The following is a 20,603-nucleotide window of genomic DNA, read 5'->3' as shown; positions in this document are numbered from 1 at the left end:
TCACGTGCGGCTGCCGAAAAACGCCAGCGCGCGCCGCAGTTCAGGCATATGCTCGGCGTACTCCGGCAGCGGCGTGCCGGCCTGCACCGCCGCCCACGCCTGGCGCACGCTCGTGACGCCCGCAGCGGGGCCGTCCGGATGCGCGAGAATGCCGCCGCCCGACATGAACAACAAGTCGGTCGAGCGCACCGCGTCGAAGGTCGCCTGAACGGTGCCGGCCCACTGCCCTGACGAAAACGCCGGCAGCACCGCATCGTCGCGACCGGCGGCGAGCGGTGTCGCGCAATCGCGCGCCGACTCGATCACTTCGGCGTCGCTCTGGGCGAATTTGCCGGCCAGACCGTGCACGTGCATGTGATCGACGCCGCTCAAGCGCCACAGCGTCTGATAAGCCTGAAACGACATGCCGAGCGCCGGATCGCGCGACATCATGCCGTAGCCGTTGCGGTGCGCGTGAAGCACCAGCGGGGTCGCGCGGCGCAGTGTCTGGATCGCGGAAAAGCCGCACCAGTTGATGCTCGCCATCACGCAACTGCCGCCTTCGCGTTCGACCAGTTCCGCGTGGCGACGCATGGCGTCGAGGTCGTCGGTGATATTGAACGCGACCATCACGGGCCGGCCGCTGCGTTCACGGTAGCGGCGCACTTCGGACATCACTGCCCGCACGCGCTCCGCAAGCGGCGCATGCGCGGGATTTGCGCACACCTCGTCGTCCTTGATGAAATCGACGCCCGCCTCGCACAGATCGCGCACCAGCGCCGCCGTTTCCGCCGCGCTCAGGCCGACATTAGGCTTGATGATGGTGCCGATCATCGGCCGGTCCTTCACTTGCGTCAGCGCACGCGTGCCCGCCACGCCATGCCGTGGCCATTCGAAACGCGCGCGATACGAAGCCGGCAAACGTAGCGAGAGCAGCCGCATGCCCGTCACCTCGCCGAGGTCGTATAGATTGCCGGCCACAGTCGCCGCCAACGTGGGCAGATTCGCGTCGATATTGGCGAGCGGAAACGACAGCGTGATGCGCGCGCGCCGCCACGGCCCCGGCGTGCCCTGGCGCGCGAGCCATGCATTCGGCAAGCTGGGCTGCGCCGCCGCCTCGAGTTCTTCGACGCGCAGCACGCTCGCGCGGCTGCGTGCGCGCAGCGCATCCGATTCGTTGGCGACGCGCACGAACGTGCCGCTCGACTGTTCGCCCGCCATGACGTCCGCGACGCGGCGAGGGTCGAGCGGCGTCTCGATCAGATAGTCGGCTTCGAGCGTGTCTTCGTCGACGGTCTGTGCTTGCGGCGCCGCGCTCATAGCGTGCCCAGATCAGGAAAGCGGCGCACCGGCTCGCGGCCGTCCCAGTCGAGCGACGCCTTGTAGATCATGTCGAAGAGCTTGCCTTTCGGCCCGGCGATCTCGGACAACTCGATCACCGTACCGGGATGATTCTCCGTGTCGAAGTAGACAAAGCGCCCGTTGCGCCCCACTTCGCCGCTCATCGCGACTTTGAAACCTTGCGCCTGCAGGCGCGCGAGATCGGCGTCGAACGAGGTGGTCCAGTACGCGTTGTGCTGCAAGCCCGTATGGCCCGCGGCGAGAAAGTCGCGATACATCGACGGTGCGTCGTTACGCGTCTGGATCAATTCGACCTGCAACGGTCCCGAGTTCGCCAGCGCAACCGAGTTATGCACCTCGTACATTTGCCCACGGTACGTATAGTTTTCGATCGGCACGCGTTCGTTATAAAACCACGGACCGACGCCGAGCACGCGGCTCCAATAATCCATCGCGGCTTCGATATCCCGCACCACGTAACCTGCCTGCCGGATTTCGCCAAAGAAACGACTCATGAAACTCTCCCGATGCTGCGGGGTTGAAAGACGAGCGACGCCCCGGCGCGGCGAAAGCGCGGCGCCCGAAGGTCGAACCTGTTAAGAAACCTGAGAGACCCGCTTAGAGAAACCCGATCGAAATCCAGGGAATTGCCGCGACCACGATCAGGCCGACGAGCAACGCGCCCATATAGCCGACAATCGGACGAATGCCAGCGTCGGGATTGACCTTGCTGATCGCGCACGCCGAGTAGTAGCCGACGCCGAACGGTGGCGAAAAGAGGCCCACACCCATCGAGAGAATCACGACGATCGCGTAATGCACTTCATGCACACCCGCGAGCCGCGCGATCGGAAACAGCAGCGGTCCGAACAGCACAATCGCCGGAATCCCTTCGAGCACGCTGCCGAGCATCACGAACACGACGATCGACACCGCGAGAAAACCGTATGCGCCGCCAGGCATCGAGCCCATGACTTGCGCGAGATCCTGCGAAAAGCCGGACTGCGTAAGCGCCCACGCCATGGCAGTGGCACAGCCGATGATGAAAAGAATCGCACCCGACAACGTCGCCGCATCCACCAGCATGCGGCCAAGCCGCCGCCAGTCGAAGCGGCGATACACCAGCAGCCCGATCAGCATCGAATACGCAATGCCGATGGTCGACACCTCGGTCGCCGTCGCCACGCCTTCGACCACGGCCATGCGAATCACAAACGGCAGCGCGAGCGCGGGCAGCGACACGATGAACAGACGCCCGATTTGCCGCTTGCTGAAACGTTGCGCGCCGCTCAGGTCTTCCTTGCGATAGCGCCACCACACCACCGCACATAGAATCAGCGCGAGCACAGCGCCTGGCAGCATGCCCGCCGTGAAGAGCGCGGAGATCGACAGGCCCGTCACCGAACCGATCGTGATCAGCACAATGCTCGGCGGAATGGTTTCGCTTTGTGCGCCGGTCGTGGCGAGCAGCGCAACCAGATCGCCTTCGGAAGCGCCGCGTTTTTTCATCTCCGGGAACAGCACCGGCGCAATCGCCGCCATGTCCGCCACTTTCGAACCGGAGATGCCCGACACCAGGTACATGGCGCCGATCAGCACGAACGACAGGCCGCCATGCACATGGCCGACGAGGCTCGCGAGAAACTCGATCATCGCGCGCGCCATGCCGGTCATCTCGATCAGCAGGCCGAGAAAGACGAAGAGCGGCACAGCCAACAGCACGAGATGCGACATGCCTTCGTCCATGCGCCCGACCACGACTTCGAGCGGCGTAAAGGTCGAGAGGCCCAGATAACCGAACGTGGCGAGCGCAAACGAAAACCCGATCGGCACGCCCGAAAAAATCCCGACCGCCACGACGCCGACGAAAAAGATCACGAGATTGGTCTTGCCGAGCGTTTGAAACCACGGCCCGGCGAACACGACCACTGCGCCAAGTACGGCGGTGATCCCGAGCGCGATCACGACGTCGCGCACGCGGCTCACCTGGGCCAGCCGAATCAGCCCGACCAGCAGCATGAGCGCGGCGCCGATCGGCAACGCGAGCGCCCGCCACGCATTGCTGATCTGCAAGGCGGGCGTCACGATCGCCGCCTCGCCGGAGGCATAGTCGTACGCAGGAGCGATCAACAGCGCGAGCAACGCGATCGATGCGGCGATCGCCAGCGTATCGACCAACGCGCGACGCGGCGCCGACAGCCGGCTGACCAGCGCGGTCATGCGCATATGCTCGCCGCGCCGCAACGCGAGCACCGCGCCGAGCATGGCGAGCCACAGGAACAGAATGCCCGCCAGTTCATCGGACCATACGAGCGGCTGGTGCAGCGCATAACGACACACCACGCCCGCCAGCATCACGACGATCTCCATGGCGAGCAGCGCCGCCGCGCACGCTTCGACGAGCGCGATCAGACCGCGATCGAAACTCCTCAGCCAGCGGCGCGGCATGCTCGCGGTGTGCAACGGCACTCCCGCTTCCGCCGGATTCAATGCGTGATTCGACATCCTGCTGCCTCCTCGCGGCGGCTCGCCGCGCTTCGTCTCAGCCTCACCCGTATGCAGCACGGTCAGGCCAGCTTGCCGACTGACTGTTCGAGCAGGTCCCACGCCTGATTGCCGAACTTGCTTTTCCATTCCGCGTAGAAACCCGCCTGGCGCAACGCCGCGCGAAACGTATCCGGCGCAGGACGGTTGATCGAGAGCCCCTTGCTTTGCAGATCCGCGACTGCCGCGTCGTTCAGCTTGCGCACGTCCTCACGCTGCCTGAGCGCCGACTGGTTGAACGCGTCGCTGGCAATGCCCTGCAGATCCTTGGGCAAGCGTTGCCACGCGCGCGGGTTCAGCACGAACCAGTAGCCGTCCCACATGTGATTGGTCAGCGAACAGTACTTCTGCACCTCGTAGAGCTTGGCGACCTGCACGATCGGCAGCGGATTCTCCTGGGCATCGACAATATGCGTTTGCAGCGACGAATAGACCTCGCTGAATTGCAGGCTCGTCGGCGCGGCGCCGAGTCCTTTGAACATATCGATGCTGAGCGGACTCACCGGCACGCGAATCTTCAGACCGCGCATGGTCTGCGCGCTCGTGATCGGGCCATTGCTGGTAGTGGTCTGACGAAAACCGTTGTCCCACATCTTTTCGAACGATTCGAGGCCGGCCTTCTGCATCGCCGCGCGCACGTACGCGCCGAGCTTGCCGTCCATGGCGCCCCACACCTGGTTGTAGTCGCTGAACGCGAAGCCGACCGCGTTGATCGCAACCGATGGCGCAAGCGTCGATACCACCAGCGCCGACGGCGTGAACATTTCGATGCCGCCGCTGCGCACCTGCGCGAGCATGTCGGTGTCGCCGCCCAACTGGTTGTTAGGGAATATCCGGATCTCCATGCGCCCTTTCGACGCCTCTTTGATCTGGTTGGCCGCTTCCTGCGAGCGCACGTTCAACGGATGCGTGAGCGGCAGGTTGTTGCCGTACTTGAACACGAACTCCGGGCCGGACGCCGCGCGCACGATCGCCGGAAAGCCCAGGGCGCCGGCTACCGGCACGGCGGCCGCCGCACGCAGCAGGGTGCGTCTCGCGAGGTTGGTCATTTGAGCGTCTCCTTGCTTATAATTGATGTGAACATCGAATCCATCAAAAACCATCATCGCCCGCTCTTACGCCTTGATTTCCAGTCGCCGGTGTTGAGTCGTCGCGTGATAGCTGCAAGACTAGGCGTGCGCGGCAAGCGCTGTCAAACCGCGAACTTGATGGTTTTTGATGGACTTCCTTTCTGTGAAGGACTGCTATGTCCGAAACGGTTCACCTCAGCGCCGCTGCGCGCGCGCGCATTCCCGACATTGCGCGCGCCGCCGGCGTTTCGACCGCCACAGTGGATCGCGTGCTCAATGGCCGCGAAGGCGTGCGTGCCGTGACGGCGCAACGCGTGCTGCAAGCGGCCGCCCAACTCGGCTATCTGCTCACCCCTCAGGCGCCTACCGCGTCCGCCTCGAAGCCGATGCGCATTGCGTTCCTGCTGCCCGCCGGCACCAATCGCTATTTGCGCATGCTCGGCGACTACATCGACTTCGCTCACGATCAGTGGAACGCGTTGGATATGAAGTGCCGCGTGCACTACGTCGAGAGTTTCAACCCGAAGGAACTGGCCGACCGTCTGTTGCATTACGGACAGCGTGCGGACGGCGTTATGTTCATGGCGCTCGAACATCCCGTTGTGCGCGATGCCGTGAATGCATTGGCCGACCAGGGCGTGCCGGCCATCACGTTGATTTCGGATTTATCGAATGCGCGGCGGCTGGCTTATGTGGGTATCGACAATCGTGCGGCCGGGCGGACGGCTGCGCTACTGCTCGGACGCTTCATGGGTCCGCGGCCGAGCGGAAAGATCGCGATGCTCGCGGGCAGCCTCAACTATCGTGGACATGAGGAACGCGAGATCGGCTTTCTCCATTTGATCGAATCGACGTTCCCACAAGTGCGCGTAATTGGATTGCGTGAAGGACACGATGATAGCGAGCGCAACTATATGCAGACGCGCAAGCTACTGGAGCAGCATCCGGATCTGGCCGGCATTTACAACAGCGGCGGCGGATCGGATGGCGTGGCGCGCGCGATTGTCGAAGCGCGTTCGGAACAGAAGATTCTGTTCGTCGGTCATGGCTTGACGCCCGACACGCGAGCCTTGTTGATCGACGGCACCATGGACGCGTTGATCACGCAAACGCCGCAGGCCATGGTGGGGAATTGTCTGCGCATTTTCCGCAACGTGCGCGAGAAGCGCGATGCATTGAGCGACGTGAAGCCTGTGCAATTCAGCATTGTTCTGCGGGAAAATTTGCCCTGAGATGACCGCGAGAGCGTCACGTAAGAGAACGTCGCACGTCAGGCACGCCGGATGCTCAATCACTTTCGTATTCAAACCTCGATACGAAAGGAGATCACACCATGCCTTATCTTCTCGGCTGGCTGCTTGGCGTTCCGTTGATCGTACTGGTCATCCTGTACCTCATTTTCCATTAACTCCCTGGTGAGAGTTCACCACTTGCGCAGTTGAACTGAACTTCGTTTCATTGCTTCGTTTCACTGCGGCGCGGCCTCTCTGAGGCTGCGACACGAAAGGCGACGCCGGTGTTCGGCTGTCGCCTTTCGTGCGTCCGCTCGATGCTCGCTTGCGGGAGCAAGCGCGTGCATATCTTTCCGCTTGCACTGCAGCGAATGGCGCGTAAAACTAATCTTCGCTGGTCCACGCACGATGCCATATCTGCATACGTATGCCCGGAAAGCGTGCGAGCACGGAGGGACCGATGGCAAGCAACGAGTACACGCTGTCACACCAGGACGTGGTGAAGGCCGTCATTATTCATCAGGGTATTCATGAGGGCTTCTGGACGCTCAACGTCAATTTCGACGTTGCAGCCGGGCACGGCGCGCAAACATCCGATCCATGCCTTGAGGTGACGATCAGGGGCATCGGCATCACGCGCGCGTCGCCGGCCGATCCGTTCGCGATCGACGCCGCATTGGTCAATCCGCCGGCGCCCCAGCGTGTGGAAGGAACGGTGCATATTGCGGCGGCCGTGAACGGTACGCATGAGCACGGCATGCAATTTTGTCGCGACGTCTATCGCAATGTTGCGGTACAGAGCGCGGTAAAGGGGCCCGTCAAAGCGGGCTAACCAAGCGAGAACGTGTGGCTATTTTCCAAGCGATCCATGATGGCCGCTGCGCTGCGCTGTAGTGGATGCGCTCAGTGCAGAGCGGCGCCCATGCTAACCAGCACACGCTGCACCAATGATTCGCCGCACATTGCCGCATCGGCCTATGTAAAACCGTGCATAGACGATGAGAAGAAATTGCCGTCGATGCCACGCTCCGTGCAAACACGAGAGCCAATGCATGTCGGCTGGGAACATGCGTTCATGCCCGGCGAGCGCGCCCTCCGACGTGGGTAACGCCGGAAATCGCCCGCGTGCCGCCTTCCTGTGAAAGACAGCGAGACCCGGATGGCGGCTTTTGGCCGCATGAGACCGTGGGCGCGAGGCCCGCGGCCCGGACGGTTGTCCCGGGCATGAATGCACCCTGAAAATATATCCGGAGACAGTCTGGATAGGCTTCTTAAAGCAATGAAGCTTATGGTCAGAGTCGGGACAATATTCAGCTAGAATACAAATTTAAAGAACAATCTTCCGCCATCGCCCATGAGCACCCGAAATCGCCCGCTCGACAACCAGGATCGCAAGATCCTGCGCGAGTTGCAGAAAAACGCGCGCCTGAGCAACGCCGAACTGGCCGAGCTGGTTGGCATGTCGACCACCGCGTGCTGGAACCGCACGCGTCAATTGGAAACCGATGGGTATATCCGCGGCTACGTCGCCCTGCTCGATCAGCAGAAGCTCGGCTTCGCGGACGTCGTCCTGCTCGAAGTCACTTTAGACCGTCACGACGACGACGCCCTCGCCCGCTTCGGCGCCGAACTGGCTACGCTCACCGAGGTGCTCGAGGCTTATCTCGTGTCGGGCGACTACGACTATCTGGTGAAGGTGGCGGTCGACGGTACGGCGGGCTACGAGCGTTTTCTGCGCGAGAAGCTCTACAAGATCGCCGGCATCCGTCATAGCCGTTCGATGTTCGCCTTGCGTTGCATGAAGAGCATCCCGTCCGTGCAGGTGTGACGTGTGAGGAGCGAAACGTGGGCGCGCGGCGCACTTGCCTGCATGCGCGGACCCACAATCAACGCAGCGGCTTCTGACACGCCGCCAGCACCGCGCCTGCCGCGAGCAACAGCGCGGAATAGACCAGCCCGCGCGCGAGGCCCGCGCCGTCCGAGACCCAGCCGATCACCATCGGCCCGACGATCTGCCCGAACGCGAATACGATCGTGAACGCGCTGATGCCTTTGGCCCAGTGACTCGCGGGCAGATTGTGGCGCACAAAGGCCGTAGTCGACGCCACGGCCGAAAGGAATGTCGCGCCGAACAGCGCGCCGGATACGAACGCCACCCAAGGCTGCGTGAACAGCGCGGGTAGCAGCGTCGCCACTGCGAGCAATGTGTTGAGGACCGCAAGCGCCTGGCCGCCGCGCATACGGTCGAGCAGACTCGACCACACGCGCGCCGACACCACGGTCGCCACGCCGAGCAGCAGATAGAAGCCCGTGACGACAGCCGCGCTCATGCCCGCATTGCGCAGCAACGCGACGATGAACGTCATGTAGCCGATATAGCCGACGCCGAACAATCCGTATCCCGTCAGCGCCAGACTGAATCGCGGCCAACGGGGCGCGTTGGCGGCCGTGTGTGACTGCGCAGCTGACGACAGCGTCGGATGCACGCTCTCGATTTTTCGCGCCGCACCGACGGCCACCGCGGCGAGCACCGCGCACGCGAGCGCGAGTGCGAACCACGCGAACTGCCAACCGTGCGCGACGTTGACAATGGTCAGCGGCACCAGCACCGACGACGCCACGATGCCCCACCCCGTGCCGCCGTAATACAAGCCGAGGACAAGCCCCGCGTCGTGCGGTCTCGCCGACGCAAGCCGTGCCGCCAACACGCCGCCGCTGATAAAAATCCCCGCACTGCTCGCGCCGGTGACCACGCGCAGCGCGAGCAGTGAGTGCGTGTCGGCAACCAGGCCGCTGCCGGCCATTAGAAGCGCCGTCGCCACGCAACCGCCGCCAAACAGCGCGCCGGCTGACCAGCGGCGTGCAAGGCGCGGAAAAGCCAGCGCACCGAGCAGATAACCCAACGCATTAGCCGTGTTCATCGCGCCGGCTTGCGCGAAGCTCCAGCCGAGGTCGAGTTTCATCGACGGCAACAGCAGCGCGTAGGCGAAACGCGCAAGCCCGAGCGCAATCGCGCTTCCTAGCGACAGCGTGGCGGCAAGCATCAGCGTGGGGAGGCGCTGCGCCGTCTGGGCAGGCTTGGAAGTCGAGGCGGCGTCGAGTGTTTTTATCGGCATTTGGCTAGCGGGAAGTGGGCAAGGAGACTGCAAGCCGTTTGTGCCGGAAAGGCTGAATTCGGCACTTCGCCATCATATCCGCGGACGCCTGGCGGGGTTGACCGTTAGTTGCGTTGTGGCATCGACCCTCTGCGCCATGGCCGCGCACGTGTTCCGACAGGCGCCGGACGTGCATCACTGTGACAACACTTCTAAATGCGAATGATTTGCATTTAGAAGTGTTTTGGCTCATCATCCAACCCAGCCGGCTCAAGGTGAACCAAGCAGCTGATGCCGGCACCCGACATAACCTCCGACGCAGGTTCTGCGTCATCGCCCATCCGTCGCACGACATGCGCTGGCCTGCGACGCGGCGTCTGTCCCATCTGGCCGGCGCGATTCGTTGGACCGTGTCCCCCCAGGAGCATCGATGAACTTTCGCTCTCAACACACCGGCCGTCCGGAACTGATCGACGACCATCCGGCCGATTCCGCCGACGCCCCCGATCGCACCGTCCTGAGCGCCGTGCGCACCTGGCTGCGCCCCTCTTGCGAGACGGCGAGCGGCGGTGCGCACTGGCGCGACATACTCAGCGGCGCCGGCTTGCGCCAGGACGGCATCGAACACTTCGATCTGCTGATGCGTTCGCTAATGCACGTGTCGTATCGTCCGCTCGACATGCGCTGCCGCTGCGCCAGCGATCTCGGCAAAGACGAAGCAGTGGTTTTGCAAACCATCGCGCTGCTGCAAAAAACGCACAGCGGCGCCGCATTGCGCATGCTGAACGACTGGCTGCCGGCGCCCGCCGTAAGCGGCGTTCTGAAGTTGATTCGCTGGTTCGCCATCGATCTGCTCGACGCCGGTGTGGAACTCGACGTGCAAGCAAGGCGCGTCACCTACATGCATTGAGGAAGCCCGCGTATGTCATTAGACTCGGACCAGGTTTGTCTGACGGCCTCGCGTGGGCCCGACAGCGGTGCGTCACGCGCAGTCGAGGGCGGCGTTGAAGGCGCAATTGAAGGCTCAGTTGCAAGCGCAGGTAAGCGCACCGCTGAGGGCGCCGCTGGCGCACCTAGAGCGCACGCCGCCCGACTCGCACGCGAGATCGCCACGACAACGGCATTCCAGTGCCATCCACTGACACGTAGCCGTCCACACAATGTCGTCGCACCACGCGCAGGCGAATTACATCTGTGGCGATTCCGCTGCGAATGGCTACCGGTGCCCGTGCAGGAAGGCGATAGCTGGCTTTCCAAGACCGAGCGCGAGCGCGCGCGACTGCATCCCAACGCCGCATTGCGCAAACGCTTCATCAGCGCGCGCGTGGTGGTGCGGTGGATCGTCGGTCACCTGTTCGACTGCGAGCCGCACGCCGTCGATCTACACGACGACGGCAACGAGAAACTGCGCGCGCGCCATCCGCGCGACGGTCGCGGCATCACAATCGATATCGCGTACGGCGGCATCTGGATCATGATCGGTGTTGCATCGACAACGCTCGGATTGAGTGTCGTCGTGCCCGCGCCCGGCGCGGCGCCGGATCAGACGACGGAAGCATCGCGCCGGCACGCTCGCTATAGCAGCCTTTGCAGTGCGTTGCGTTACGCGCCTGTCGATATCGATCTCGAACTGCTGTTCAGTCCCACCGCGACCGGCGCGTTCGATCTCGCGGAATATGGCCGCTGGCATGTGCTCGATGTGCCGATGGCCGGCAAGATTCGTGCGGCGGTCGCGCTAGCGCAGCCGCTCACACAGGTACATACGTTTGGCTGGCCGAAGTCATTGGTATTTGGGGAAGCAAACGCGTAACGCGCTGCATGGGCCGCTCTATGGCCTCTAGCGCCAGAACGCTGTCGCCGACCAGGCGACGCACGCGGCGTAGCCGTCCGGCGCGGCAAGCCAGCGCGCGTCGACTTCACGCATGTCGTCGGGAATCTGATTGCGCAGCGTCACGCGCATGCTCTCACGCGGCAGCACCGTCAGATGTTGCAACCCGCGCGTGATGCCCGCGCCCGTCGTTTTGACGAGCGCTTCCTTGGCAACCCATGCATCGTAAAACGCAGCAGTTTGCCGAGCCGCGTCGAGACCTTCGATCCATACGGCTTCTTTCGGATCGAGCGTCAGCGTCGCGATCGAATGCCAATCGAATGTGTCGCTGTGCTGCTCGATATCGACACCGACGCGCCGCATCGGCGAGATCGCGATCAGGCCATGCTCGCCCGCATGCGACACGTTGAAATCGAAGCGATCCGACTCCGCGAGATGAGGACGGTGGTTGGCATCGGCTGCAAAGCGCACGGCGTGTGCCGCGATGCCAAGGCCCCGCGCGAGTTGCTCACGCAACGCGGCACGCACGGTGGCGAAACGCAACGCGTCTTCATGACGGCGAAAGTGACGGGCGCGCGTGAGTTCTTCGTCGCTAAGGGACGCGAAAGCCGGGGCGTTCAGCGACTCGGCGAAGTCGATATCGATCCGCCACACTGCAATGTCGGACGGGCCGTCGTGCGGCAGCGGAACAGGGTCGATGAAATGCATCGCAAAGGTTCGGACGGTCTACGGGCTGTCGCAACAGAATACTCGCGACTCTACCCGATAATCCGGTCCGGACCGGTAAGCGTCTTCACGCGCGTTTGCCGTCCTTCGGCACGCCGAGCAGCATTGCCACGCCGCTGACGAACAGCAACGCGGTCAGCACATACAAGGCGTTGTCCATGCTGCCGGTGTGCGTCTTGATCAACCCGATCACCCACGGACTGACAATACCGCTCGTAATGCCGATGCTGCTGATCAGCGCGATCCCGGCCGCCGCCGCCGTGCCGGACAAATGCCCCGACGGCACCGTCCAGAAGATCGGCAGGGCCGCAAAGATCAACACTGCAGCCAGAGAAAGAATCGCGAGCATCGCGGGAAAGCTGCTCAAATGAAGCGTCAGCAACGAGAGCGCCACGCCGCCGCCAATCGTGCACACCGCGAAATGCCGGCGACGTTCACCACGGCGATCCGAATGACGCGCGATCAGAATCAGGCCCACCGCGCCGATGGCGTTGGGAATCACCGTGTACAGGCTGATGGCGAGGACGTCGTGCATCCCGAAGTCGCGAATCATCAGCGGCATCCAGAAGTTCAGCGTGAGCGAGGCGCAGGTCAGCGAAAAGTAGACGAACGCGAACAGATAGACCCGCGGATTACGCAACGCCTGCGTGAACGAGCGGGACGAATGCGCGTCAGCCGCAGGCCGGCGGTCTTCGTCGCGTTGCGCGATCAATTGCGCTTTCTCCGCGGCGGTGAGCCACGCGGCATGTTGCGGGCCGTCCACCAGATAGAACGCGGCAAGCAGGCCGAGCACGATGGCGGGCGCGCCTTCGATCACGAACATCCATTGCCAGCCGAACAGGCCCAGCACGCCGCCCATGTCACGCATGATCCAGCCGGACACGAGGCCACCGAGCACCCCTGCCACCGCCACGCCCGCGAAGAAGATCGACAGCACGGCCGCGCGCCGCCGCGCCGGATACCAGTAGGTGAGATACAGCACGATGCCGGGAAAGAACCCCGCCTCGAACACGCCAAGCATGAAGCGCAACACATAGAAATGCGTGGGTTTCGACACCAGCATCATGCCGACCGACGCAATCCCCCACAGCAGCATGATCCGCGTGAACGTGCGGCGTGCGCCGAAGCGTGCGAGCAGCATGTTGCTCGGCACTTCGCACAACACGTATCCCACATAGAAGACCGCAGCGCCAAGCCCGTACATTGCGTCGCTGAAGCCGAGATCGTGCTTCATCTGCAATTGCGCAAAGCCGATATTGATGCGATCGAGAAACGACACCACATAACAGAGAAACAGAAACGGAATGATCCGTAGCGAAACCTTGCGATACAGCAGGTCGTCGTGCGCGGCAGCGGATGCGCCCGGCTCGAGCGCGGGGGCGAGGGGTTGGCTCATCGGTTATCTCCAAACGTGAGGGTCCAACGGACCCGTTGGGTCCGGCGTCTTGCTGCGCCGCGTTGTTGTCTGCTACTGAAACGGCAGGCGAGGTGGTCGACACGCCGCGTTGCCGTCGTGGATTGCGCGTGGCTCGAACGGCCACGCGCGGGTTTTCGTTACCGGTACGGGTCCAGGGTTCTACGAGAGCCGGGTCAGGCCGCCAACGGATGCGACTGCGCGCCGCGCCCCAAAGAAACGTCGATCACCCCCTCGCGCGCATGCTGCATCGCTTCGAGCAGCGTGGCGTGATCGCCGATATGGTTGGCGAGCAGCAGGATCAGTTGCGCATTGGCCGATTGGCTCTGCGCATCGTCCAGATCCCGATGCATATCGATCAACGCCTCGTAGAAATCGTCGGGACGGGCGAGATTCGGTTGCGTGTTCAGTGTCATGTCTGTCTCCTGCTATTTTTTGCTGATGCGGCGCGTGCTACGCGAGCCGCTTTTGCCGGACGTTCAAGCCGTGCCTTCCACGTACAGCGCGCGTTTCAATGCGGCCTCGACATCAGCCGCAGCAAGCTGCCGCCAGCGCGCGCAAACATGCTGGTCCGGACGAATCAGATAGAACGTGCCGGGCGTTGCGTCATAACGCGAGTGGGCCAGCCCTTCGATATCGTGCGCGACCTGAGCGCCTGCTAACGCGCCGCGCTGTTCGGAGTCACGCGTCACCACCACGAGCTTCAACGGAATCGGTCCGCTGCGCAACGCGTCCAACGCGGCCTGAGTGGCCTGATCGACACCTGGCTCGCCACAGAACAGCACGCCGGTGAATTGCTGGCCGAGGTGCTGCAAGAACCACGCGGGCTGTCCCGCCACCTGCATCGGCGCATCCACGCACGAAGCGCCCGGCACCATTGCGCCTTCGAAGGGCTCGCTGTCCGCTGTATTCAGCGGAGAATCGCGCAGCACCGCCGGCACCGAGAGGCGGCCGCTGTTGGTCAATTGCCGCGCGAACGGATGATGGCGCGCGAGCTTCAGCACCGCGTCGCGGAACACACGGCTCACGGGGCTCTTCGGCGTAATGAAATCGGTGGAGCGGGTGGAGTTGCGAATGTTTTCGTCCGCGGCGAATTCGCGTTCGCTCGCATAGGTGTCGAGCAAAGCGTCGGAGGCCTTGCCTTCGAGCACCATGGCCAGTTTCCATGCGAGGTTTTCCGCATCCTGCACGCCGCTGTTCGCACCGCGTGCGCCGAACGGCGACACGCCATGCGCCGAGTCGCCGGCGAACAGCACGTTGCCGTGGCGAAAGCGGTCCATGCGCAAACACGAAAACGTATAGACGCTGACCCATTCCAGCTCGAACTTCGCGTCTGGCCCGAGCAACGCACGCACGCGCGGGATCACGCGCTCCGGCGTCTTTTCCAGCACCGGATCGGCGTCCCAACCCAACTGGAAATCGATCCGCCACACGTTATCCGGCTGACGATGCAGCAGCACCGACTGATTCGGATGAAACGGCGGATCGAACCAGAACCAGCGTTCGGTTGGAAACTCGGCTTCCATCTTGACGTCGGCGATCAGGAAGCGATCCTTGAACGTCACGCCTTTACTGTCGAGTCCCATCAGGTTGCGGATCGGACTGCGCGAGCCGTCGGCGGCAACCACATAGCGGCCGCGCAACGCATATTGACCGTTGGGCGTATCAACGCTCAGCGTCACGCCGGCGTCGTGAGTGCCGGGCGTACCGCTTTGCTGCACGCCGACCACTTTGCTTTTCCAGCGGATCTCGAGATTGGGCATCTCCTGCGCGCGTTCGAGCAGGAAGCCTTCAACGTAGTATTGCTGCAGGTTGATGAAGGCGGGCCGGTTGTGGCCCGCTTCCGGTTGCAGATTGAACGTGTACACCAGTTCGTCTTTCAGGAACACCTTGCCGACGTTCCAGCTGATGCCCTTGTCCACCATTCGCTGGCCACACCCCAAGCGATCGAAAATATCGAGCGAGCGCTTCGAAAAGCAGATCGCGCGCGAACCGGTGGACAGCGAACAATCGTCGTCGACCAGCACGACCGGCACGCCCTGCTGCGCGATATCGATCGCGGTAGCGAGGCCCACCGGGCCCGCGCCGACCACGATCACGGGATAGACCGCCTGCTCCGCGCCGCCTGACGCGCTCTGTTCACGGCACGGCTGGTATTCGAACGACAGCGTCTGGTAGTTGGTGCTCATCTTGTGTCTCCGTCCTTCTCCGCTCTGCTTTGTCTTGCTGTGCGTCTGTCTCGGTCAGGCTTGCAGCGCGTCCCACATTTCCTTGTCGCGTTGCGCGGTCCAGATGCGCGGATGCGTGATACCGCTCGCTTCGTCGAAAGCACGCGACACGTCGAACGGCAGGCAGTGCTCGTAGATAAAGACATGGCCGAACTTCGGGTCCATCGCCTTGCGCGTGTGCGCCATCGCGGCCTTCAGGTCGAGTTGCTGTTCGACGGCTTCGCGGCCCTGCTGCAGCAGCGTGGTGACAAAGTCCTTCGTGTAATCCAGACCTTTGTTGACGTCTTCCGGCGTGGTCAGCGCGGGGCCGCGGCCCGGCACGAGCTTGTCGGCCTTCAGCGCGCGCAATGCTTCCAGCGTGGCCGGCCATTGTTCGAGTTGGGCATCGCCGCAGTAGCAGGCCGCGTCGTATTCGACCAGGTCGCCGGAGAACAGCACCTTCTGCGACGGCAGCCACACCACCGTGTCGCCCTTGGTGTGACCCGCGCCGAGATGCGCGATGCGCACTTCGAGCTTGCCGAGGAACAGCGTCATTTCCTTTTCGAAGACGAGCGTGGGCCACGTCAAACCCGGCACCGTTTCGACACCGGCGAACAGGCGAGGAAAGCGCTCGATTTCCGACTTCATGTCCGCTTCGCCGCGCTCGACGATCATTTCGTACGTGCCGCGGCTCGCGATCACCTCCTGCGCGCCTTCCTCGAAATACGCCGATGCGCCGAGCACGCGCACCGCGTGGTAATGCGACAGCACGACGTATTTGATCGGCTTATCCGTCACGCTGCGAATCTTCGCGATGAGGTCTTGCGCCATGGCCGGCGTGGCGGTGGTGTCGACGATCAGCACGCCGTCGTCGCCGATGATCACGCCCGAATTCGGATCGCCTTCAGCCGTGTAGGCGTAGGCGTTCTCGGACAACTTGGTCCACGTGACTTTTTTGACTTCCAGGTCGGCCTGGGATGCGAATGCCTTTGCCATGATGCGTGTCTCCCTCAAAAGTTGGACGTGAGGCGAGACGGCCGGCTGCGCGAATGCCGCGCGGGCTGACGGTATTGGAGGATTGTCTCGCCCCGTTTTGACTCTGTGACTGCGCCGGTGTGTCGGGGTGAATGCATCTTAGGACGGCAGGCAATTATTTGTCAATAGCGAAATGTATCGCTATACGCAAATCTCAAACAGCCTAAGATCAGCACAGCGAGACGCGGCCCTTCGGTTAACATGAACCCTTTTTTACGGACGAGCGCAGGTGTGAGCAAAGCAGCGAAACCGGCCACGGGCAAAGGCGCGGACGGCCGCGAGACAGCGGACGGCGGCAAGACGCAGCGTGGCATTCAGAGCGTCGAAGTGGGCGGCCGCGTGTTGCTGGCGCTCGCGCAGGCGCGCGCTCCGCTCGCCTTGTCCGACCTCGCCACCGCCGCGCAGATCGCGCCGGGGCAGGCGCATGCTTATCTGGTGAGCTTGAGCCGGCTGGGTCTGATCAAGCGTGACGAACTGTCGGGCCGCTATGAACCCGGTCCGCTGTCGCTGCGGCTCGGGTTGCTACACCTGGAGAACCAGCCGGCGTTTCGCGCCGCCGTGCCGCGCGTGGCCGCCTTGGCCGAGGCGATCGGCTTTAGCGTCGCGATCTGTATTGCCGGGCCGCAAGGGCCGACCATCGTTCGCTATGAGCACGCGGGCTTTCCGCTGCACGTCAACTTGCATGTGGGCACGGTGATGTCGCTGCCGGCAACATCGACGGGACGCGTGTTTTGCGCGTTTCTGCCGCGCGAGGTGCGCGATGCGATGTGGGCGAATCAGTCCGGCCCGGCGAATCGGGCCATGACGCCGCCTGACGAAAACGCCGCCTTCGAGACCGCCCTCGACGCGATCCGCGTGCGCGGCCTGGAAAGCAGCGTGGATGCGCCGAGTCCGGGCATCAGCAGTCTTAGCGCGCCGGTGCTGGACGCCGATGGCCGCCTGTCGCTCGCGCTCACCGTGATCGGCTCGACCGGCGCGATCGACGTCGCCGGCGACGGGCCGATCGCGCGTGCGCTGCTTGCCACGGCGCGCGACATCGGCGCCCAACTGGCAGCAGAACCTTCCTTGTCAGCGTCTTTCGCATCGTGACCGATTCTCTCGACACCCCTCACGCCCCATCCGCCGATGCGAAACCGCAGCGCGGCATCCAGTCGCTCGACAGCACCGGCGAGTTGCTGGCGGCGCTGGTCGCAGCGGCGCGGCCGTTGAACCTGCGCGATCTCGCGGCCGCCGCCGGCATGCCGCCAGCGAAGGCGTTTCCGCATCTGGTGAGTCTGCTGAAAATCGGTTTGCTCAATCGCGATGCGTCCGGCTGTTATGAAGCCGGGCCGCTCGCGCTGGAGCTTGGGCTGATCGGTTTGCAGCGCTTATCGCCAACGCGCGAAGCGGAACCCGAGGTGGTCGAACTGGCGTCGTCCACGGGCATGAGCGTCGCGATGGCGGTGCTGGGACCGCTCGGGCCGACGGTCGTGCGCCTGGAGGAATCGGCGCGGCCACTGCATGTGAGCCTGCGGGTCGGGACAGTGATGTCGCTGGTGAACACGGCGATAGGCCGCGTGTTTGCCGCCTACGTCGCGGACGACGTGCGCGCCGGTTTGCTGAAGCAGGATCATCTGCGGTTGGCGGGGACGGATGCGGCGCAGGTTTTTGCGGGGAAAGCGGCGTCAGAGGGTGGAGCTAAGGTCCGCGGCGGCACGGAGGCAACGTCTGCGCCGCCTCCACTGACTCAACCCTACGCGCAGCGCCTCGCGCAAATCCGCGCGCATGGAATCGATACGGCGCTGAGCCGGCCTGTGCCGGGCATCGACACGCTGGCCGCGCCGGTGCTGGATCATACGGGCAGCATCTGCCTGGTACTGGCATTGATGGGACCGAGCGGCAGCTTCGACAGCGAATTGGCGGGCGGGCCGGCGCAGACGCTGCGCGCCGCGACCATGCGGTTGTCACGGCGCTTTGGATGGATGGTGGCAACGACCGAGTAATCGTTTTTTTGAATTGAAGAAAGGTCAGTTTGTACGCGTTTGGGGAGCCGGGTAATCGAAACTGCAGAAGATTGAACCTGCATCGGCGTTCCGCGCGCGGCTCACCACCGCGCCTCCAATCAATCCCCCGCCGCCTCCGGCTCATGCGAGGCCAACCTCGCCTTCGCATGCCGCATCTTTTCGAGCGTATTCGGCCCTGCTTTGAGCGCGACGCCGATCGCCAGCGCGTCCATGATGCAAAGATGCACGAGCCGCGACACGCCCGGCGTATTCGGATCGATCGGACTCGGCACGCGCAGCAGCAGCGGAATATCGACCAGCCACGCGAGGCGCGAACCGACATTAGTCAGTGCAATCGTCGTCGCCCCACGTTCCTTGGCGATCTGAATGCTCTCGTTCACTTCGACGCTGCGGCCCGAATGTGAAATCGCAAAGGCCACATCACCCGGTTCCATGAGGCCCGCGTAAAGACGCTGGAGATGACCATCCGTAAACGCAGTGGACGCAATGTCGAGCCGCAGAAATCGCAACGCCGCATCTTGCGCGACCAGCCCTGAGCCCGAACCGACGCCGAAGAAAAACACCCGCCGTGCGCTCGACAACGCTGCAATCGCGCTCTCGACCACTGCTGGATCCAGCGCGCCGCGCGCATGGGCGATACCGTCGATCGCCGCTTCGCCCACCTTCTCCATGAGCGTTTGCACATCGTCGTCGCGCGCCACCGCCGTGGATGCGTACGGCACGCCGCCCGCTACGCTCTGCGCCAATTGCATCTTGAAGTCGCGCAGGCCATGCGCACCGATCGCGCGGCAAAAACGCGTGACAGATGGCTCGGACACCTCGGCGCGCTGCGCAAGTTCGGTAATGCTCGCGCGCATCGCGAAGTCGACGTCGTTCAACACCATCTCGGCGACCTTGCGCTCGGCGGGCCGCAAACTGGCGAGTGCGCTGCGAATGTGGGGAATCAAGTTCGGTGCGGACACCCGGTGTTCCTTACGTGGCAGCATCAATCATGCGTGAGGCGAGCCTGGATCGACCTCGAACGACAACACGCGGTTCAGACCAGCCTGCGTCCACTTTCCGTATCGAACAGGTGAATATGTTCGGCCGGCAGGCGTAGCGCAACGCGCTCGCCGGGCTCGACTTTCGAGCGCTGACGAGTCGTCACGCACCACGTGCTACCGCCTATTTTCCCGTACAAGTGCGTTTCCGCGCCAGTCGGCTCGACCACTTCAACTTCCATCGTTGCGTCGGGTGCCGGCGCCATCGTCTCGATGTGTTCGGGCCGCACGCCGAGCGTGACCTTCGCGCCGAGCACGGCCGAAGCGGGAGCGCCCTCCAGCACGATCTCGCCGCCGTCCGTGAGTTTCAGCGCGAGACCCTGGCCTTGCGTGCGGTTCGCGATCACACCTTCGGCAAAATTCATCGACGGCGAACCGAGAAAGCTCGCCACGAACAGATTCGCCGGATGATCGTATAGCTCCAGCGGACGGCCGATCTGCTCGATACGCCCCGCGTTCATCACGACGATGCGGTCTGCCATGGTCATCGCTTCGATCTGATCGTGCGTGACGTAGATCACCGTATTCTTCAGCCGTTGATGCAGCGCCTTGATTTCCGTGCGCATCTGCACGCGCAGCTTGGCGTCGAGATTGGACAGCGGCTCGTCGAACAGAAACAGCGACGGCTCGCGCACCACGGCGCGGCCCATTGCCACGCGTTGCCGCTGGCCGCCCGACAGCGCGCGCGGCAAACGGTCCAGATAACTGCCCAGGTTCAGCATTTTTGCAGCGGCCTCGATCCGCGGCTTGAAGCTCGCCGCCGACTCCTTGCGAATCCGCGGCCCGAACGCGATGTTTTCGTAGACGGACAGATGCGGATATAGCGCGTAGCTCTGAAACACCATCGAGATATTGCGCTGCTGCGGCGCAAGGCTGTTCGCGCGCGTGCCGCCGATCATCAGATCGCCGCCACTGATCTCTTCGAGTCCCGCCACCATGCGCATCAACGTGCTCTTGCCGCAGCCCGACGGCCCAACCAGCACGACGAACTCGCCGTCGTCGATGTCCAGATCGATGCCGTGCACCACCTGCGTGTCGCCGTAGCGTTTGAAGATGCCGCTCAGTTGCACTGCTGCCATGCTGTCCTCA

At 63.4% G+C, this 20,603-nt stretch carries 19 protein-coding genes; 7 read left to right on the top strand and 12 right to left on the bottom strand.

The window, feature by feature from the left end:
- The 4 genes from P0D70_RS24390 to P0D70_RS24375 all read right to left on the bottom strand — a co-directional run bounded on the left by P0D70_RS24390 (nucleotide 1) and on the right by P0D70_RS24375 (nucleotide 4,913).
- Nucleotides 1–1,299, bottom strand: a complete 1,299-nt coding sequence (locus P0D70_RS24390; protein WP_408186345.1) for a ribulose-bisphosphate carboxylase large subunit family protein — start codon at nucleotides 1,297–1,299, stop codon at nucleotides 1–3.
- On the bottom strand, nucleotides 1,296–1,835 hold the full coding sequence (locus tag P0D70_RS24385; protein WP_408186344.1) for a VOC family protein: 540 nt from the start codon (nucleotides 1,833–1,835) through the stop codon (nucleotides 1,296–1,298). The genes P0D70_RS24390 and P0D70_RS24385 overlap by 4 nt, the downstream gene beginning before the upstream one ends.
- Before the next feature lie 103 nt (nucleotides 1,836–1,938).
- On the bottom strand, nucleotides 1,939–3,825 hold the full coding sequence (locus P0D70_RS24380; protein WP_408186343.1) for a TRAP transporter large permease: 1,887 nt from the start codon (nucleotides 3,823–3,825) through the stop codon (nucleotides 1,939–1,941).
- Nucleotides 3,826–3,887: 62 nt separating this feature from the next.
- Nucleotides 3,888–4,913, bottom strand: a complete 1,026-nt coding sequence (locus P0D70_RS24375; RefSeq protein ID WP_091806136.1) for a TRAP transporter substrate-binding protein — start codon at nucleotides 4,911–4,913, stop codon at nucleotides 3,888–3,890.
- 197 nt (nucleotides 4,914–5,110) lie between these two features.
- On the opposite strand from P0D70_RS24375, the gene P0D70_RS24370 reads away from it, so the two are divergent.
- From P0D70_RS24370 to P0D70_RS24360, 3 genes are all read left to right on the top strand, one after another.
- Nucleotides 5,111–6,166 carry a LacI family DNA-binding transcriptional regulator gene (locus tag P0D70_RS24370; protein WP_408186342.1) on the top strand — a complete coding sequence of 352 codons (1,056 nt, stop codon included), beginning with the start codon at nucleotides 5,111–5,113 and terminating at the stop codon, nucleotides 6,164–6,166.
- Nucleotides 6,167–6,626: 460 nt separating this feature from the next.
- The gene (locus tag P0D70_RS24365) at nucleotides 6,627–6,998 is read left to right on the top strand and encodes a hypothetical protein (RefSeq protein ID WP_408186341.1); all 372 of its coding nucleotides are present in this window, start codon (nucleotides 6,627–6,629) and stop codon (nucleotides 6,996–6,998) included.
- A gap of 522 nt (nucleotides 6,999–7,520) precedes the next feature.
- Complete coding sequence (locus P0D70_RS24360; protein ID WP_091806127.1) at nucleotides 7,521–7,994, top strand: Lrp/AsnC family transcriptional regulator; 474 nt, start codon at nucleotides 7,521–7,523, stop codon at nucleotides 7,992–7,994.
- A 58-nt stretch (nucleotides 7,995–8,052) separates the two neighbouring features.
- Here the strand turns inward: P0D70_RS24360 and P0D70_RS24355 are convergent, their stop codons facing one another.
- A complete protein-coding gene (locus tag P0D70_RS24355; RefSeq protein ID WP_091806123.1) occupies nucleotides 8,053–9,282 on the bottom strand; it encodes a YbfB/YjiJ family MFS transporter in 1,230 nt (409 codons plus the stop codon).
- Nucleotides 9,283–9,691: 409 nt separating this feature from the next.
- On the opposite strand from P0D70_RS24355, the gene P0D70_RS24350 reads away from it, so the two are divergent.
- Both P0D70_RS24350 and P0D70_RS24345 read left to right on the top strand, forming a co-directional pair.
- A complete protein-coding gene (locus P0D70_RS24350) occupies nucleotides 9,692–10,171 on the top strand; it encodes a hypothetical protein (RefSeq protein ID WP_408186340.1) in 480 nt (159 codons plus the stop codon).
- A gap of 312 nt (nucleotides 10,172–10,483) precedes the next feature.
- Entirely contained in the window at nucleotides 10,484–11,071 is a 588-nt protein-coding gene (locus P0D70_RS24345; RefSeq protein ID WP_408186339.1) for a 4'-phosphopantetheinyl transferase family protein, read from the top strand.
- A 27-nt stretch (nucleotides 11,072–11,098) separates the two neighbouring features.
- On the opposite strand, the gene P0D70_RS24340 is transcribed toward P0D70_RS24345, so the two are convergent.
- The 5 genes from P0D70_RS24340 to P0D70_RS24320 form a co-directional block, all read right to left on the bottom strand.
- A complete protein-coding gene (locus P0D70_RS24340; RefSeq protein WP_408186338.1) occupies nucleotides 11,099–11,797 on the bottom strand; it encodes a 4'-phosphopantetheinyl transferase family protein in 699 nt (232 codons plus the stop codon).
- Nucleotides 11,798–11,882: 85 nt separating this feature from the next.
- Nucleotides 11,883–13,211 (bottom strand): MFS transporter, encoded by a 1,329-nt coding sequence (locus P0D70_RS24335; protein ID WP_408186337.1) that lies wholly within the window; start codon nucleotides 13,209–13,211, stop codon nucleotides 11,883–11,885.
- Nucleotides 13,212–13,405: 194 nt separating this feature from the next.
- Nucleotides 13,406–13,645, bottom strand: a complete 240-nt coding sequence (locus tag P0D70_RS24330; RefSeq protein WP_408186336.1) for a DUF2783 domain-containing protein — start codon at nucleotides 13,643–13,645, stop codon at nucleotides 13,406–13,408.
- A 63-nt stretch (nucleotides 13,646–13,708) separates the two neighbouring features.
- Complete coding sequence (locus P0D70_RS24325; RefSeq protein ID WP_408186335.1) at nucleotides 13,709–15,418, bottom strand: FAD-dependent oxidoreductase; 1,710 nt, start codon at nucleotides 15,416–15,418, stop codon at nucleotides 13,709–13,711.
- A 54-nt stretch (nucleotides 15,419–15,472) separates the two neighbouring features.
- Complete coding sequence (locus P0D70_RS24320) at nucleotides 15,473–16,432, bottom strand: MBL fold metallo-hydrolase (protein ID WP_091806102.1); 960 nt, start codon at nucleotides 16,430–16,432, stop codon at nucleotides 15,473–15,475.
- A 240-nt stretch (nucleotides 16,433–16,672) separates the two neighbouring features.
- Here P0D70_RS24320 and P0D70_RS24315 point away from each other — a divergent pair, with 240 nt between their 5' ends.
- Together P0D70_RS24315 and P0D70_RS24310 are read left to right on the top strand one after the other, a co-directional pair.
- Nucleotides 16,673–17,560 carry an IclR family transcriptional regulator gene (locus P0D70_RS24315; RefSeq protein ID WP_408186334.1) on the top strand — a complete coding sequence of 296 codons (888 nt, stop codon included), beginning with the start codon at nucleotides 16,673–16,675 and terminating at the stop codon, nucleotides 17,558–17,560.
- On the top strand, nucleotides 17,557–18,453 hold the full coding sequence (locus P0D70_RS24310) for an IclR family transcriptional regulator (RefSeq protein ID WP_408186333.1): 897 nt from the start codon (nucleotides 17,557–17,559) through the stop codon (nucleotides 18,451–18,453). Before P0D70_RS24315 ends, P0D70_RS24310 begins: the two co-directional genes overlap by 4 nt.
- Nucleotides 18,454–18,572: 119 nt before the next feature.
- Here P0D70_RS24310 and P0D70_RS24305 read toward each other — a convergent pair whose 3' ends face one another.
- On the bottom strand, nucleotides 18,573–19,436 hold the full coding sequence (locus tag P0D70_RS24305) for a MurR/RpiR family transcriptional regulator (protein WP_091806094.1): 864 nt from the start codon (nucleotides 19,434–19,436) through the stop codon (nucleotides 18,573–18,575).
- 74 nt (nucleotides 19,437–19,510) lie between these two features.
- The gene (locus P0D70_RS24300) at nucleotides 19,511–20,593 is read right to left on the bottom strand and encodes an ABC transporter ATP-binding protein (protein WP_408186332.1); all 1,083 of its coding nucleotides are present in this window, start codon (nucleotides 20,591–20,593) and stop codon (nucleotides 19,511–19,513) included.
- Nucleotides 20,594–20,603: the final 10 nt, after the last annotated feature.

The organism is Paraburkholderia sp. RL17-381-BIF-C, assembly GCF_046026435.1.
Taxonomy (GTDB): Bacteria; Pseudomonadota; Gammaproteobacteria; order Burkholderiales; family Burkholderiaceae; genus Paraburkholderia.
This window is presented reverse-complemented; position numbering and strand designations above follow the sequence as displayed.

Bases quoted from the DNA above. Each gene is read 5' to 3' on its own strand.
- P0D70_RS24390 (WP_408186345.1), bottom strand. From the start codon at position 1,299: ATGAGCGCGGCGCCGCAAGCACAGACCGTCGACGAAGACACGCTCGAA.
- P0D70_RS24385 (WP_408186344.1), bottom strand. From the start codon at position 1,835: ATGAGTCGTTTCTTTGGCGAAATCCGGCAGGCAGGTTACGTGGTGCGG.
- P0D70_RS24380 (WP_408186343.1), bottom strand. From the start codon at position 3,825: ATGTCGAATCACGCATTGAATCCGGCGGAAGCGGGAGTGCCGTTGCAC.
- P0D70_RS24375 (WP_091806136.1), bottom strand. From the start codon at position 4,913: ATGACCAACCTCGCGAGACGCACCCTGCTGCGTGCGGCGGCCGCCGTG.
- P0D70_RS24370 (WP_408186342.1), top strand. From the start codon at position 5,111: ATGTCCGAAACGGTTCACCTCAGCGCCGCTGCGCGCGCGCGCATTCCC.
- P0D70_RS24365 (WP_408186341.1), top strand. From the start codon at position 6,627: ATGGCAAGCAACGAGTACACGCTGTCACACCAGGACGTGGTGAAGGCC.
- P0D70_RS24360 (WP_091806127.1), top strand. From the start codon at position 7,521: ATGAGCACCCGAAATCGCCCGCTCGACAACCAGGATCGCAAGATCCTG.
- P0D70_RS24355 (WP_091806123.1), bottom strand. From the start codon at position 9,282: ATGCCGATAAAAACACTCGACGCCGCCTCGACTTCCAAGCCTGCCCAG.
- P0D70_RS24350 (WP_408186340.1), top strand. From the start codon at position 9,692: ATGAACTTTCGCTCTCAACACACCGGCCGTCCGGAACTGATCGACGAC.
- P0D70_RS24340 (WP_408186338.1), bottom strand. From the start codon at position 11,797: ATGCATTTCATCGACCCTGTTCCGCTGCCGCACGACGGCCCGTCCGAC.
- P0D70_RS24335 (WP_408186337.1), bottom strand. From the start codon at position 13,211: ATGAGCCAACCCCTCGCCCCCGCGCTCGAGCCGGGCGCATCCGCTGCC.
- P0D70_RS24330 (WP_408186336.1), bottom strand. From the start codon at position 13,645: ATGACACTGAACACGCAACCGAATCTCGCCCGTCCCGACGATTTCTAC.
- P0D70_RS24325 (WP_408186335.1), bottom strand. From the start codon at position 15,418: ATGAGCACCAACTACCAGACGCTGTCGTTCGAATACCAGCCGTGCCGT.
- P0D70_RS24320 (WP_091806102.1), bottom strand. From the start codon at position 16,432: ATGGCAAAGGCATTCGCATCCCAGGCCGACCTGGAAGTCAAAAAAGTC.
- P0D70_RS24315 (WP_408186334.1), top strand. From the start codon at position 16,673: ATGAACCCTTTTTTACGGACGAGCGCAGGTGTGAGCAAAGCAGCGAAA.
- P0D70_RS24300 (WP_408186332.1), bottom strand. From the start codon at position 20,593: ATGGCAGCAGTGCAACTGAGCGGCATCTTCAAACGCTACGGCGACACG.